Here is a 13,283-nt window from a genome sequence, read left to right as displayed (position 1 = left end):
GACGCCTCATCAGAACAAGCGTCGAATGAGCGTCAGCCCGTAAAGAGGGACCTCCTGCCCTAGCCGCCCACCTGCTGCGCAACCTCGCGTACCGTTCTCGGCAGACTCGTAAGCACCGTCGACCCTGTGGGCAGAGCCACCAGTCTCACCTGGAACGCCGACGGGCAGCTCGCCCGCCGTACGGCCCCGGACGGCGCCACCGAGTCATGGACCTACGACGGTGAGGGCAACTGCCTGACTCACACCTCTCCGGCTGGTGGAGTGACCCGGTTCGAGTACACCCACTTCGACCTCCTCACTGCCCGCACCGGGCCGGACGGCGCCCGCTACGCGTTCGAGTACGACACCGCCCTACGGCTTACCCGTGTCACCACTGCGCTTCCCCGGTCAGTACTACGACCCCGAAACCGGCCTCCACTACAACTACTTCCGCCACTACGACCCCGAGACCGGCCGCTACACGGCTCCGGACCCCCTCGGCCTCACGCCCGCGCCCAATCCGGTCACCTACGTCGACAACCCCCACACAGGCGCCGACCCGCTGGGACTCTCACCGAACTACCAAGTGGGCCAGACCCTGGGCGACACATCAAAGCTGAGCGGGTGGATTCCCACCAAGGTTCCGGCGGAGTCCGAGGCGGTCCTCCCGACATCCGCGAGTTCGGTGTGGAGGCTCAGGGCGCGGGTCCTCAACGCATGGGGCCGTCCATCCCCCAGCCATTCGAGAACAGCGGGAAGAAAGGCGCCTACAAACTTCCCGAATTCGACAGCCAGGGGAATAGCATCCGCTATACAGAATGGGGCACGGTGCAGTCGATCGACAACCCGAACTGGGGCGGCGAGAGGGTCGTGACCGGGTCGGACGGATCGGCGTACTACACTCCGACCCATTATCAGACGTACATCGTGATGGAGACCGGCCGATGAGCAACGCCATCTGGTGGGAACGATACGAGGAAGAAGTTTGTGTCGTCTCGACCGACTCCTCGCTCTCCGTTGCCCGCGCCCTGCCTCCCACCGGGCTGATCTACTCGGCCCGGATGCAAGGACAGGAAATGCCCGACTCCGACGGGGTGTTCACTCAGTTCTACGAGGCACTGCGCCTCCCGGACTACTTCGGCTGGAACTGGAACGCACTGCGGAACTGTTTGACCGATCTACACTGGATCAGCGCCAAGCATTTCCTCCTTACCGTCGATGACGCCGACGCCGTGCTTTCCGAGAGCGCCGAAGAACGCGAAATGCTCTTCCGTGCCCTGAACGACGCCGCTAAGTTCTGGGCGGGAAAGCCCGAGCTTCCGGGCCAGGAGAAGATCACTTTTCAGACCGTACTGCTGTGCCCGCCCGACGCTCAGGAGGAGGTGCTCCGCGAAATCAAGACCCATTGAGGCCGTCATACGCGGGGAACCTGTATCACCGACAGGTCCACAACCCGAACAGTCCCCACTACAATCCGGACGCGGCCCATGCCACACACATCCCCTGGCCGGCTCAGTTTCCACTTCCGTACTGGTGACGAACGGGTGTCTCACATTGAAGTCTCACGGCTTCATCGGTATCGCGCGAATGATTTCGGAAGCCGATGCACAGGCACGAGAACGCGCGGCCGACGAAGTGACCGACCACCTGGGTGCGTACACACCCGCCCAGGCGTCGGCTCTGGCGACATTGCTGGCGGCAACCGCTGTCTGTGAAAAGGAGAACTCCGCGCTGGAAGCCGAACTGCACGCCATCATCGAACTGACGTCCACGGGCCATGTCGGCCTTGAGCACATCGCACCTCTGGAGGAGATCGTCCTCGCCGACCTTCCTCCTCAACTCCGCGACTATGTCAGCGACCTACTGGAAGGATGAAGACCCAGGACGGGCAGGCACAGCCATCGGCAGGGGCCTGGCCCAGCCCGGCGTCGTAGTGGGCTGAAGCCTCACCGACGCCGCGCACCACCTGACCACGGCTTTCGCCGACGGTGGCAGTCATGGCAGAAGCGAGGACGCAGGCGGCCGAGGAACTGGCCCGGCGCTGGGCCACCGACCTGAGGTGGCAGGGCATCGAGCGCACCTACAGCGCCGAGGACGTCGTCCGGCTCTCGGGCAGTGTCCGTGAGGAGCACACCCCGGCGCGGCGCCGAGCGGCTGTGGCGCCAGCTGCACGAGCGGACTACATCCACGCGGTGGGCGCGCTCACCGGCGGTCATGCCGTCCAGCAGGTCTCGGCATTCTGCAAAGTTCCTGGAGACGGTCGCTGGACGAATTGCCTGCGTGATCTCGGGTACGTCTCAGCGCGTGCCTTACCTGACCGTCCAGTCCGGCGAACCGGCTACCGAGTCGCTCGACTGCTGTCTCATTCGCAGCCAAGCCCTCTGGCTCTGGTACGACGGCTCCTTCTGGGATGCCCTCCAGAGAGAAGAGCGCATCGGCGGCCGCAATCCCCCGCTCCACCGCGGCCGTTCGACGCACTGCACCCCCGTACTCATCTCTGCCCCCGCGTACCTCGACACTCCCTACGACACAGGGTAACGAGGCCAGCGCAATCGGCACACGTGACCTTAGACCTGTCGCCGTATGGCCCGAGCCCCGAGAACAGCCCTAACGCACTGCTCGACGGGTTGAGCCCGACAAGTCGATTGGCCCGCGCTATCTGATCCAGGACGACCACCTCACGCTCCTTAAGAAAGAGCGTCGAACGAGCGTCATGGCCGACGGCCTATCTCTCCTGCTCGAGTTGATACTGGTACACCCGGCTGTGCGCGCCTCTGATTGCCGTGACCGTCACGCTGCTGCTTGGACGGCAGGTCAGCTGTTGGAGCGGCTGCGAGATGACGCGTACGGAGACGGGAACGGTTCGGCCCTTCGGCCCGGAGACGGGGACGAGGAAGAAGTCGGAGGCCGGGCCGATACGGATGCGGCTCCGGCAGCTGGACCGACCGGCAGGGTCGGCATCCGGCCGCCGGGCGTTCCTCAACCCCGGATCTGGACTTCCTGCCAGAAGGTGGCGACCCGTGCGTTGAAGGCGTCGGGGACTTCCTGGAATGGCTGGTGGGCCTCGCCGGGCAGCACCTCGAACCGCGCCCCCGGGATCCTCTCGGCGACCGCGCGCCCGAGGCGCGGTGGCGTGGCGATGTCGAGTTCACCGGCCATTACCAGTGTCGGCGCGGTGATCTCAGACAGGCGGTCGAGCGTGTCGTGCGTCCGGAACGGTGCGAGCTGGCGCTGGAAAGCTTCGACGGACTGCGGATGCGGGAAGGCCATCGTCTCCTCGATGACCCTGTCGACCGTGCCGTCGTTGTGCGCCCGCGGCGTGTAGATCCACAGCAGGAACGCCTCCAGCATGGCGCGCTCATTCGGCGCGCGCTCGGCCATCCAGTGCCAGAAGCCCATCATCGAGTGAGAGTAGGCGTCGGGACGGGCCCATGTGCTCACCAGGACGAGACTGCGGACGAGCCGGGGATGGTTGAGTGCCAGCTCCTGCGCGATGCGGCTGCCTCCCGAGAAGCCCACGACATGCGCGGCTGGGATTTCCAGCGCGCGCAGCACCGCGGCGGCGTCGTCTGCCATCCCGGGCACCGACAGAGGTCCCGCGGGCAGCGGCGTACGCCCGGTGCCGCGGTTGTCGTAGGCGGTGAGACGGTAGCGGTCGGCGAGCCCGTCGAGCTGTGCCTGCCACGCCTCGGCGGGGTCGCTGAGCCCCGCGATGAGCAGGACGTCGGGCCCCTCACCCCGGCGCTCGACCCAGATCCCGCCGGCGTCTGTTTCGATCGTTTCGCCCATGCCCGGCCTCCTGGAACGGTCTCCGTGGAAAGCCCACACCCCCGTACTCACACCGTCCCACAGGTCTCGGACGGCTGCCTGTGCTGCGACGGCCTGAGCAGCCCGGGCCCTCCTCTGTCCCGCGATGGCGCCGCCTTCCGCCCGGCGCGATGCTGAAGAGACTGGAGGCGACCACCATGAACGAGACGTACCCTCGCGGCGCGGATCCGGCATCGAGCGGGCCGATCAGGCGGGAGCAGTGAACGCCCCGTGCTCCTCCTGGTGGCGCTGCAGGCCGGCGCCGAGCAGCTGGCGCGCCACCGCCTCGGCCACATAACCGGAGACGTTGTCGGTGAGCTTCCTCAGTTCGGCGACCTGCTCGGTCGGCAGCGTCACCGTGATCCGTGTCGTGTCCGCCATGACCCGAACGTACTGCGATATGCACGCCCTCGGGCCATCCGGCCTGCGGTTCCTCCGCTCCGATGGGCCACGGCCGACGGCGGCCCGGGGCCTCAACGGGAATCGGTGACTGTCAGCGGCCGACGGCAAGCGCCCTGAGTCTGTCGCCGATCACGGAGACACCGGGGCGGGGTTCGTTCACGTAGTACCAGGACTTGCGTCGGCGCAACAGCGCCTCGCCGTGCTCGCTCCAGGTGAATCCGGGCTTCCGCAACAGCTTCCGGAATGCAGCGTCGGCTGTCTCCGGATGAGCGGCAGCCAGTCGACGGATCGGCAGTGGCGCGATCGACTCCTCGCGCAGGTACGTGCGCAACAGGTCCTGGTGCTGCCTGCGGCCCGCGAGCGCCGGGTTCGCGAAGAGCTCCCGCAGCATTCCGTAGTCCGCGTAGAAGTTGAGCCCGTCGACCTCGTCGTAGATGACACCGATGCTGTCCGAGTCCGCCAGTTCTCGCGGTAGCTCGAAGAAGGGCAGGTCCAGGCCGGCTAACCGCCTGCCTCGGGCACGGTCGAGCCGTCCGGTGACAGCGGCCTCTTGGCGGTGGCGGTAGTTGGCGTTGAGGAGGTCCTCGGCTTCGGCACGCGGAAGGACCAGTTCGTCGCCGCCGCAGAACTCGACGAACGCGGCCCCCCGTACGGCGTCAGCCACGTTCAGCCCTCCCAGACAAACCGGTTCCGCGTGGGGCGTGAGGTGCCCGACCTCAACCGGCCCAGTGACGGTACGCCTCGATCCACTCCGCGCCCTCGGGCGCCGAGCTGGGCAACGGCAGCTCCAGGATTCCGATCGATTGCCGCATGCCGCCGCGAGAGCACAGGGCGACGATCCGTCCGTCCGGCGTGAGGTCGATGCCGTCCACGGTTATCTCGACGCCGAGAACCGCGGTGGTGAAGGGCAGGCCGAGGTGTTCCTCAAGCATGGTGAACAAACCGGTCAGCTGCTCGTCGTCCTTGTAGGCATCGACAGTCGCCTCTTCGATCATGGCCTCAAGCTCGGCCGTGTCCAACACGCCCATGGGGCAACACTAGCGACCCTCGGGCTGACACCGGGCGGCCATGGCGCTGCTGGTATCCCACATCCGGGACGACGAGGACGGATGGTGGCCCGTGGCACCGGCCGACACCGACCTCATCTCGGCACTCACCACGGTCTGGGCCTAGCGCATCAGCCATCGACCTGGACGAGACAGGACCGCCACCGCAAGTCCCAGGTGAACCATCCAGACCAGGAGCCGGGAGGCACAAGTTCACATCCCCGAATTTCCGCCATCCGGTCACCTCCGCCAAAGCCGCCTTGCCTTTCTGGCCGATGAGTATCGGCGGACGCTGGCCCTCTGATTTCACACTGGTCACCACGTCCGCCGCGAACGGCCTCCATCACGCGCTGCACGGTCTCTGCCAGGTTGACCTGTTCGGGATGCTCACGCAGGGCGCCCACCAGCGGTGCGCAGAGACCGCGGCCCCCGAAGCACCGTGGACGCGGACGGCAAGGTCCGGCAGTCAGTGCTGCTGAGCGGGCTTGATGTTCTGGTTGGCGTGGAAGAGGTTGTCCGGGTCGTACGTCCGCTTGACCTGCGCGAGCCGGTCGTAGTGGTCGCGGTAGGTGGCCCGAACCCGCTCCTGGTCCTCGCCCTGTCCCATGAAGTTCACGTACGAGCCGCCCATGGAGTGAGGGTGCATCTCCTCCCAGTAGTCGACACACCATTGCTTGATGGCCTCGGCGTTGGCGGGGTCGGGGTCGACGCCGGCGAAGACGCCGGACCAGACGGCGTCCCGGTAGCTCCACGCGGTGTCTTCCCGGCCCACGCGGTGGGCGGCCGCGTCGACCGGGTAGAGGTGCATCAGCGACAGCGGGGTGGGGAGGTTCTCGCCGTACTTGAGGTGCACGTCCACGGCGGCGTCCGGGATACGGTCGAAGAAGTCGCCGCGCCAGTACCACTGGTACCCGGTGGGGATCAGCTCGTCGAACAGGCTCTGCAACGCGGGATAGGGCATCGGTGCCGTGAAGTGGAAGACGGGCGGGGCGGGCTCGTTCACCGCGGCGAGGGCGTCCTCTGTGCGGTCCGGGTCACCGGTGTGACACCACACGATGCCGCACACCTTCCGGCCGTGGATCTCTTCGGGAAAGGGTGGGCCGGGCGGGATGGTGAACAGCGTGAAGAAGCCGTATATGTCCTCCGGGGCCTGCGGGAGGAAGTCTCGGTACCACGTGAGCACCTCGCGGGTGTGGTCGACCGGCCACGCGGTAATGCCGACCCCGACGGTGTTCACCGGGTGCAGGCGGTAGGTGAAGGAGGTCACGATGCCGAAGTTGCCGCCGCCACCGCGCAGGGCCCAGAACAGGTCCGGGTGCTCGGTCTCGCTTGCGGTGACGAAGCTGCCGTCGGCCAGTACGACGTCCGCGGCCAGCAGGTTGTCCACCGTCAGGCCGTACTTGCGGGTGAGGTATCCATGGCCACCGCCGAGGGTCAGGCCCCCCACGCCCGTCATCGACACAATGCCGGTGGGGGTGGCGAGCCCGAAGCCGTGGGTGGCGTGGTCGAGATCACGGAGCTGGCTGCCACCGCCCACTTGGGCGGTCCTCGCGGCGGGGTCGACCCGTACCCAGCGCATCGGCGACAGGTCGACGGTGACGCCGCCCTCCACGAGGCACAGGCCGGGACCGCTGTGTCCGCCACCCCGGACGGCGAGTTCCAGGCCGTTGGCGCGGATGAAGTTGACCGCATCCATGACATCCGCAGCGTCCGCGCACCGCACGAAGGCGGCGGGACGCTTGTCGATCATTGCGTTGTAGATTTTGCGAGCCTGGAGGTATTCGGGGTCCTGCGGGCCTATGACCGGCCCCCGCAGAGAGGTCTGCATCGCATCCAAGGTCGCACTGTCCATGGTGATCTCCTCGAGAGGCGCGGATTTCTTGCGCCCGGCTTCGTCCTTCCACGGCTGTCACCTCGATCACCCGCTGCTTGGACCGGGACTTCACCAAGTTGTCTCTGCGCCCGAGGCATTTCGCGGGCGTCGGCTCATCGGATGCCGCAAGGCTGACTTGTCCAGCGTCCCGCCGACTACCGAGCCCTGCAATTCCAGGATCTGCTCCTCCAGCTGTGGCCGGTGCTGCGCACCCTCGTCGGTCGTAGCGTGCGCGCCGTGTGGGAAGACGCCTTCCCCCAGCTCGCGTCCCGCACCCGGGCGTTCGCGTGACGGACATGCTGGAGCTGCACACGCGGCTCCTGGCTGATGTGATCGCACGCGGTTCCCCGTATCCAGAGCGGATTTCTTGCCTCTCTCGCGCAGAGCGTCAAATGAGCGTCACGCCGGGCAGCGGTGACGCCGCATGCCGATCTACTGCGAGGCGCCACACCTGGCCGCCGCGCGTGCAGGGGCGGGGAGACAAGGCTCGGTCACGGGAGTGGGCGGTCGAGCGGGGCACAGCCCCGGGGCCGATCACTCCGCCGGTATGCCGTCACGGTGACCCGACTCGATCGACCATGTCCGGCCGAGCCGGGTCACGTCAGCGCCGCCGCTGGTCAGCCCGTAGCTCGAAGTCTCCGTAGCTGTTGTCGACGGGGTTGACCGTGACTCCGGGGGCGACGATCTCGTCGATGGCGTCGAGCACGTCGGAAGACAGCGTGACGTCGGCGGATGGCAGGAACGCCTCCAACTGCTCCATGGTGCGCGGGCCGATGATCGCCGAGGTGACGCCGGGGTGGTTGATGACGAAGGCGACGGCCAGCTCGATCAGGGTGAGACCGGCCTTCTCCGCCAGGACGGCGAGCTGTTCGACGGCGTCGAGCTTGCGCTGGTTGGCGGGGGTGCTCATGTCGAACCGGGCCTGGGGGCGCGCCGCGGAGGCTGGGCCCTCGGAGGCGTTCTTGCGGTAGCGGCCGGAGAGCCACCCGCCGGAGAGCGGACTGTAGGTGAGCGTGCCCATGCCGTGACGGCGCACGGTGGGGAGCACGTCCTCCTCGATGCCCCGGACCAGGATCGAGTACGGCGGCTGCTCGGTCACGAACCGCTCCAGGTGCCGCTCCCGCGAGGTCCACTGGGCCTCGACGATCTGGGAGCCGGAGTAGGACGAGGAGCCGATGTAGCAGCTTGCGATGATCGACGTCGGGGCCAAGCTGGGGACCAGCTCTGACGGTGGGCACGGCAATTCGCCCCTGCCATAGGAGCCTTCCGCCTACCATTCAACAGCTCAGTGGGACACGGTTCCTGTTCGGGCTCCGGCCCACCCGTGGATGCTTCGTCAGCCCTGTGTGACGGGCTCCGCGGCCAGGTTCTCCCTGAAGAACGGCGTGGCCTCCGCCATGGCCCGGTCCACGTACTGGGGCACGTCGTAGAAGTCCATGTGCGTGCCGCCGTCGACGACCACGAGCTTCTTGGGGCTGCGTGCCCGGCTGTGCAACTCGGTGGAGTGCCACAGCGATCCCGCCTCACTCTGCCGGCCACAACGAGGACCGGCTGGGTGAGCTGGTCCTCAACCAGGTGGAAGGCGTCGAACGCGGCGATCTTGGAGAAGCTCCTGGTGAACAGGAACTGATTCTTGGCGTTCGGGTGCTGGGCGCGAGGGGTGAGGTAGCAGTCGTGCGCCTCGCGCATGTCGCGGTTGGTGTCCTCGTCGATGGCCCACGGCACGTACGGGGCCATCGCGGGCTCGGCGCCCTGGGCCTCGGCGGTGCGCTGCTTTGCCGCCTCGTCGAGGACCGCGGCGGCGGCGGAGTCGGGGTTGAGGCCGTACCAGTCGCGGCGAAAGCCGGTGCCCGTGTTGAAGGCACTGACCGTGGTGACCGCCTTGATGCGGTGGTCGGTCATGGTGGCGTTCACCGCGTAGCCGCCGCCGGCGCAGATACCGAGGGCGCCGATGCGCTCGGCGTCGATGTAGTCGAGCGTCTGCACGTGGTCCACGGCGGCGCGGATGTCCTCGACGCGGGCGTACGGGTCTTCGAGGTGGTGCGGCTCGCCGCCGCTGTCGCCCTGGTAGGAGGCGTCAAAGGCGAGGGCTACGAGGCCCTGCTCGGCCCGCTTGCGGGCGTACCGGCCCGCGGTCTGTTCCTTGACGCCGCCGGCGGATGGACGGTGACGATCGCAGCGTAGCTGCCCTTGGGGTCGAAGTTGTCGGGCACGTAGAGGTTGCCCGCCATGGCGATCGGGCCGTTGGGGAGGGTGATGGCTTCCATGGCCACTCTCCTTCCGTGTTTGTGCTCAGCTTCCGTGTTTGTGCTCAGCGCGGACGCTGCGCTCAGGCGTTGGTGTCGTCGTGGCCGAGGTTGCCGCCCAGCTCACGGGAGGCTTCGACCTGTGCGAGGAGTTCCCTGGCCTTGGCCGAGACGCCCTCGATGGCGTCGGCGCCGGCGACGAAGCGCAGCGGCGGCTGGTCCTGTCCGGCGAGGGTCAGCAGGGCGTGGGCGAGCTTGGCGGGGTCGCCGGGCTGCTGCCCGTTGATGCTCTTCCAGGCTTCGACCGTGGCGGTGGTGCGCTCGGCGTAGTCGTCGATGGTCGGCTCGGGCCAGGTGGTGGAGGCGTCCACGAGCAGCTCGGTGCGGAAGTAGCCGGGCTCCACGATCGTGGTGCGGATGCCGTACGGCTTGATGTCGTGGTGCAGGGCCTCCATCCAGCCCTCGACGGCGAACTTGGAGGCCGCGTAGGCGGAGGTGAACTCCGTGCCGACCTGACCGGCGAGCGAGGAGAGCGTGATGACGTGGCCGTCGCGCTGCCGGCGCATGACGGGCAGGACGGCACGCGTGACGTTCATCGGGCCGAAGAGGTTGGTCTCGATCTGCTGCCGCATGTGCGCGGGTGAGACCTCCTCGAAGTAGCCGGCAAAGAAATTACCGGCGTTGTTGATCAGGACGTCGATGCGGCCGAACCGGTCGACCGCGGCCTGCGCGGCCGCCTGCGCGTCCTCCAGACTGGTCACATCCAGCTTGGTGACCAGCAGGTTGTCCTGCGGCCCGCCGAGGGTCTTCTCGACCTCCTCGGGGCGGCGGCCGGTGGCGACGACCTGGTGGCCGGCCGCCAGGGCCTCGCGGACGATGTCCGTGCCCAGACCGCGTCCGGCACCGGTGATGAAGATGACCTTGCTCATGAGAGTTCCTTTCTTCGGGCTCCGCATACGGCGCCCGGTGTGTCCGTGCGGGGTGATTGACGGGTTGCGCCGACGGGGGGCCAGGCGCTGGAGGGGATCAGCCCTGGTCGGTGGGCATGATCCACAGCTCGCCGATGGCGGTGCGCCGGGGGCGGGTGACCATGTAGGCGACGCCGTCGGCGATGTCCTCGGCGGTGAGGACCTCGATCCGCCCGATGACGGGGTCGACCAGCTCGTTGCGGACCTCGGGCGTGTTGTGGCCGACCAGCTCGGTCTCCACGGCGCCCGGTTCCAGGACACCGACGCGCACGTGGCGCTGGGCGAGTTCCTGGCGCAGGGACTCGGTGAAGCCGTTCACGCCGAACTTGGTGAGGTTGTAGACGCCGTAGCCCTTGCTCGCCATGCGGCCCGCCTGCGAGCTGATGTTGACGATGTCGGCGACCTGGCGCGGGCCCTGTTCGGCGGCCCGCAGCAGATGCGGCAGCGCGGCACGGGTGGTGTAGAGCAGGCCCTGCAGGTTGACGGCGATCATGCGGTCCCACTCCTCGGCGTCCGCGCCGACCACGGGGCCCAGGAGCATCAGACCGGCATTGTTGACCAGCGTGTCAAGCCGTCCGAACCGCTCGACGACTTGCTCCACGGCCCCTTCGGCCTGGTTACGGTCAGCGATGTCCGCTTCCACCACCAGCGCCGTGCCGCCCGCCTTCTCGATCTCGGCGGCGAGTTCTTCCAGGCGGTCCTTGCGGCGGGCCACGAGCGCGACGGATGCACCGTGCTCGGCGAGCTCGCGGGCGGTAGCGGCGCCGATCCCGCTGCTCGCGCCGGTGACGAGAGCGACGGTGCCGGTCAGTTTCGATGCCACGAGGCTTGTCCTCTTCTCCAGACGTATGGGTGCGGGGGCAGACAGCGGGCATTACTGATCCCTTATGCGCTCTTTCTCGCACATACTGCGCACATCGGCATCGTCGTGCGGATGCCGGGGGCAGTGTCGTGAGCCCGCTATCCAGGCAACCACCCGCGAACGCCCCGTGGGCCGCCGTAAAGGGCACCGCTCTTCCGGGGGTCTGCCAGTACCCCCTTCCAAGGCGCCGACCTGCCGGTTCCGGCCGTACGGTGGACCCATGGACCGCAGCAGCGAGATCCGTGAGTTCCTGCGCACCCGCCGGGCCCGGATCACCCCCGAACAGGCCGGTCTCGCCCCGCACGGCGGCGCCCGCCGCGTACCGGGGCTGCGCCGCGAGGAAGTCGCCCAGCTCGCCGGGGTCAGCGTCGACTACTACGTCCGCCTGGAGCGAGGCCGCACCAAGGGCGTCTCCGAAACCGTCCTGGACGCCGTCGCCCGCGCCCTGCACCTCGACGAGACCGAACGCGCCCACCTCTTCGACCTCACCCAGCCCACCCCCGCCCGGACCCGCCGCAAGCGGCCGCTCGCCCCCCAGCGAGTCCACCCGGTCCTGTACCGGACCCTGGACTCTCTCAGCGTCCCCGCGGTGGTCCAGGGGCGACGCACAGACGTCCTTGCCGCCAACAAGCTCGCCCACGCCCTCTACACCGACTTCGAAGCCAGGCCCCGCCGCGAACGCAACTTCGCCCGCTTCGTCTTCCTCGACGAGGCCGCCCGCACGCTGTACGCCGACTGGGAGCAGGTCGCCGGCGACTGCTTGGCCTTGCTGCGCCTGTACGCCGGCCGGCACCCCGACGACCCGCAGCTCACGGAGCTGATCGGCGAGCTGTCCCTGCACAGCGACACCTTCCGCCGCCTGTGGGCCGACCACGACGTCATCGCCCACACCAGCGGCACCAAACGTCTCCACCACCCGCTCGTCGGCGACCTCACCCTCGACTACGTGGTTCTGGCAGTAGAAGGCGACCCCGAACAGACCCTGGTCATCTACACCCCGGAGCCGGCGTCCCCCTCTGCCGAAGCTCTCGACATCCTCGCCAGCTGGACCAGCACGTCCACCACCCGCCCCCACACCTCCGGACAGACACGCAACCCAGTCGGCTGCACTCAGCATGGTCCGTGGATCTACGGGATGGGCCGTCGGTGCTGGTGCGGTCACTGTCGTACTTCCTGCATGGTGTGAGCGGGCCTTCCAGCGGTCCTGGCGGTGACGGCCGAGGGCAGGATGTGGAGACCGGCCGGGGCGCTTTCCCGCGCGTGCGGCCGGCGGCCCGAACCCGCGCCCCAAGGTGTCGACCGGAGCGCGGGGCGGCTCGTCAGACGGCGGACCAGCCGTCGTCGACGGGCAGGACAGCGCCGTTGATCATCTCGGCGGCGTCGGAGGCGAGGAAGACGAGGACGGCGGCCTGCTCCTCCGGGGTGGACCGCCGGCCGAGGTTCGCCGAGAAGACCCTGGTCGCCGCCGGGCAGTGCACCAAGGTCGACCCGGCGGTCGCCCCGCAGGTGGCCGGGCTCCTCGGCTGCGGCGTGATGGCCGGCATTGTCAATTCCAAGGACACCGAGCCCGTCGAGGCGATCCTTGAGCTGACGGGCGGCTTCGGCGCCGACGTGGTCATCGAGGCCGTGGGCCGCCCGGAGACGTACAAGCAGGCGTTCTACGCACGCGACCTCGCCGGCACCGTCGTCCTCGTCGGCGTTCCCACGCCCGACATGATGCTCGAACTACCGCTGCTGGACGTCTTCGGTCGTGGCGGGGCGCTCAAGTCCTTCTGGTACGGCGACTGCCTGCCCTCCCGCGACTTCCCCCTGCTCATCGACCTGCACCTGCAAGGCCGCCTGCCGCTGGAGAAGTTCGTTACCGAGGCCATCCAACTGGACGAGGTGGAGGCTGCGTTCCAGCGGATGCATCACGGCGACGTGCTGCGCTCGGTGGTGGTGCTGTGACAATGGGGCTCTGCCGGGGCCACCCCAGGACGATCCCAGCGCGGGAGCGCCATCCCAGCACCAGAGGGCTCAGACGCCCCTCGGCACTCCTATGCGGCTTGCGCGCCGGCACCCTCGCTCGTCCCCTCCGAGGGCACGGGCCGCCATGTCGAG

13 protein-coding genes and 7 pseudogenes are annotated in these 13,283 nt (G+C 68.2%); 9 read left to right on the top strand and 11 right to left on the bottom strand.

Annotation, left to right across the window (positions count from 1 at the left end):
* Nucleotides 1-87 precede the first annotated feature (87 nt).
* The 7 genes and pseudogenes from CEB94_RS41165 to CEB94_RS30445 form a co-directional block, all read left to right on the top strand.
* Nucleotides 88-372 (top strand): annotated as a pseudogene (locus CEB94_RS41165) (hypothetical protein); the annotation flags it as partial.
* A pseudogene (locus CEB94_RS42285) lies at nt 368-556 on the top strand (RHS repeat-associated core domain-containing protein); the annotation flags it as partial. The pseudogenes CEB94_RS41165 and CEB94_RS42285, both read left to right, overlap by 5 nt.
* Nucleotides 557-696: 140 nt before the next feature.
* The gene (locus CEB94_RS41160) at nt 697-927 is read left to right on the top strand and encodes a ribonuclease domain-containing protein (protein ID WP_246111956.1); all 231 of its coding nucleotides are present in this window, start codon (nt 697-699) and stop codon (nt 925-927) included.
* Nucleotides 924-1,388, top strand: coding sequence for a barstar family protein (locus tag CEB94_RS30455; RefSeq protein WP_175435215.1), 465 nt, complete (start codon nt 924-926; stop codon nt 1,386-1,388). Before CEB94_RS41160 ends, CEB94_RS30455 begins: the two co-directional genes overlap by 4 nt.
* Complete coding sequence (locus CEB94_RS42280) at nt 1,337-1,516, top strand: polymorphic toxin type 30 domain-containing protein (protein ID WP_381108670.1); 180 nt, start codon at nt 1,337-1,339, stop codon at nt 1,514-1,516. Before CEB94_RS30455 ends, CEB94_RS42280 begins: the two co-directional genes overlap by 52 nt.
* A gap of 17 nt (nt 1,517-1,533) precedes the next feature.
* The gene (locus tag CEB94_RS30450; RefSeq protein ID WP_175435214.1) at nt 1,534-1,854 is read left to right on the top strand and encodes a hypothetical protein; all 321 of its coding nucleotides are present in this window, start codon (nt 1,534-1,536) and stop codon (nt 1,852-1,854) included.
* Nucleotides 1,855-1,976: 122 nt separating this feature from the next.
* Nucleotides 1,977-2,216 (top strand): annotated as a pseudogene (locus tag CEB94_RS30445) (isocitrate lyase); the annotation flags it as partial.
* A gap of 742 nt (nt 2,217-2,958) precedes the next feature.
* Here CEB94_RS30445 and CEB94_RS30440 read toward each other — a convergent pair.
* The 10 genes and pseudogenes from CEB94_RS30440 to CEB94_RS30400 form a co-directional block, all read right to left on the bottom strand.
* On the bottom strand, nt 2,959-3,768 hold the full coding sequence (locus CEB94_RS30440; RefSeq protein WP_175435213.1) for an alpha/beta fold hydrolase: 810 nt from the start codon (nt 3,766-3,768) through the stop codon (nt 2,959-2,961).
* 237 nt (nt 3,769-4,005) lie between these two features.
* Nucleotides 4,006-4,167 (bottom strand): annotated as a pseudogene (locus tag CEB94_RS30435) (type II toxin-antitoxin system CcdA family antitoxin); the annotation flags it as partial.
* 112 nt (nt 4,168-4,279) lie between these two features.
* A complete protein-coding gene (locus CEB94_RS30430; RefSeq protein ID WP_246111955.1) occupies nt 4,280-4,852 on the bottom strand; it encodes a hypothetical protein in 573 nt (190 codons plus the stop codon).
* 52 nt (nt 4,853-4,904) lie between these two features.
* A complete protein-coding gene (locus CEB94_RS30425; protein ID WP_175435212.1) occupies nt 4,905-5,216 on the bottom strand; it encodes a hypothetical protein in 312 nt (103 codons plus the stop codon).
* 484 nt (nt 5,217-5,700) lie between these two features.
* Complete coding sequence (locus CEB94_RS30420; RefSeq protein ID WP_175435211.1) at nt 5,701-7,086, bottom strand: FAD-binding oxidoreductase; 1,386 nt, start codon at nt 7,084-7,086, stop codon at nt 5,701-5,703.
* Nucleotides 7,087-7,708: 622 nt separating this feature from the next.
* A complete protein-coding gene (locus tag CEB94_RS30415; protein ID WP_246111954.1) occupies nt 7,709-8,317 on the bottom strand; it encodes an aldo/keto reductase in 609 nt (202 codons plus the stop codon).
* 126 nt (nt 8,318-8,443) lie between these two features.
* A complete protein-coding gene (locus CEB94_RS41155) occupies nt 8,444-8,602 on the bottom strand; it encodes an alpha/beta hydrolase (protein ID WP_246112235.1) in 159 nt (52 codons plus the stop codon).
* A gap of 440 nt (nt 8,603-9,042) precedes the next feature.
* Nucleotides 9,043-9,201, bottom strand: a pseudogene (locus CEB94_RS42275) (alpha/beta hydrolase); the annotation flags it as partial.
* Nucleotides 9,202-9,436: 235 nt separating this feature from the next.
* Nucleotides 9,437-10,282 (bottom strand): SDR family oxidoreductase, encoded by an 846-nt coding sequence (locus CEB94_RS30405; RefSeq protein WP_175435210.1) that lies wholly within the window; start codon nt 10,280-10,282, stop codon nt 9,437-9,439.
* Between the two features lie 97 nt (nt 10,283-10,379).
* Nucleotides 10,380-11,144, bottom strand: coding sequence for an SDR family NAD(P)-dependent oxidoreductase (locus CEB94_RS30400; protein WP_175435209.1), 765 nt, complete (start codon nt 11,142-11,144; stop codon nt 10,380-10,382).
* A gap of 259 nt (nt 11,145-11,403) precedes the next feature.
* On the opposite strand from CEB94_RS30400, the gene CEB94_RS30395 reads away from it, so the two are divergent.
* Entirely contained in the window at nt 11,404-12,369 is a 966-nt protein-coding gene (locus CEB94_RS30395; protein WP_175435208.1) for a helix-turn-helix transcriptional regulator, read from the top strand.
* 133 nt (nt 12,370-12,502) lie between these two features.
* Here CEB94_RS30395 and CEB94_RS30390 read toward each other — a convergent pair.
* A pseudogene (locus CEB94_RS30390) lies at nt 12,503-12,601 on the bottom strand (3-ketoacyl-ACP reductase); the annotation flags it as partial.
* Between the two features lie 22 nt (nt 12,602-12,623).
* On the opposite strand from CEB94_RS30390, the pseudogene CEB94_RS30385 reads away from it, so the two are divergent.
* Nucleotides 12,624-13,130, top strand: a pseudogene (locus CEB94_RS30385) (zinc-binding dehydrogenase); the annotation flags it as partial.
* Nucleotides 13,131-13,283: the final 153 nt, after the last annotated feature.

Origin of the sequence: Streptomyces hawaiiensis (assembly GCF_004803895.1) — a bacterium.
In the GTDB taxonomy this organism is placed as follows: domain Bacteria; phylum Actinomycetota; class Actinomycetes; order Streptomycetales; family Streptomycetaceae; genus Streptomyces; species Streptomyces hawaiiensis.
This window is presented reverse-complemented; position numbering and strand designations above follow the sequence as displayed.

Bases quoted from the DNA above. Each gene is read 5' to 3' on its own strand.
- CEB94_RS41160 (WP_246111956.1), top strand. From the start codon at position 697: ATGGGGCCGTCCATCCCCCAGCCATTCGAGAACAGCGGGAAGAAAGGC.
- CEB94_RS30455 (WP_175435215.1), top strand. From the start codon at position 924: ATGAGCAACGCCATCTGGTGGGAACGATACGAGGAAGAAGTTTGTGTC.
- CEB94_RS30440 (WP_175435213.1), bottom strand. From the start codon at position 3,768: ATGGGCGAAACGATCGAAACAGACGCCGGCGGGATCTGGGTCGAGCGC.
- CEB94_RS30425 (WP_175435212.1), bottom strand. From the start codon at position 5,216: ATGGGCGTGTTGGACACGGCCGAGCTTGAGGCCATGATCGAAGAGGCG.
- CEB94_RS30420 (WP_175435211.1), bottom strand. From the start codon at position 7,086: ATGGACAGTGCGACCTTGGATGCGATGCAGACCTCTCTGCGGGGGCCG.
- CEB94_RS30405 (WP_175435210.1), bottom strand. From the start codon at position 10,282: ATGAGCAAGGTCATCTTCATCACCGGTGCCGGACGCGGTCTGGGCACG.
- CEB94_RS30395 (WP_175435208.1), top strand. From the start codon at position 11,404: ATGGACCGCAGCAGCGAGATCCGTGAGTTCCTGCGCACCCGCCGGGCC.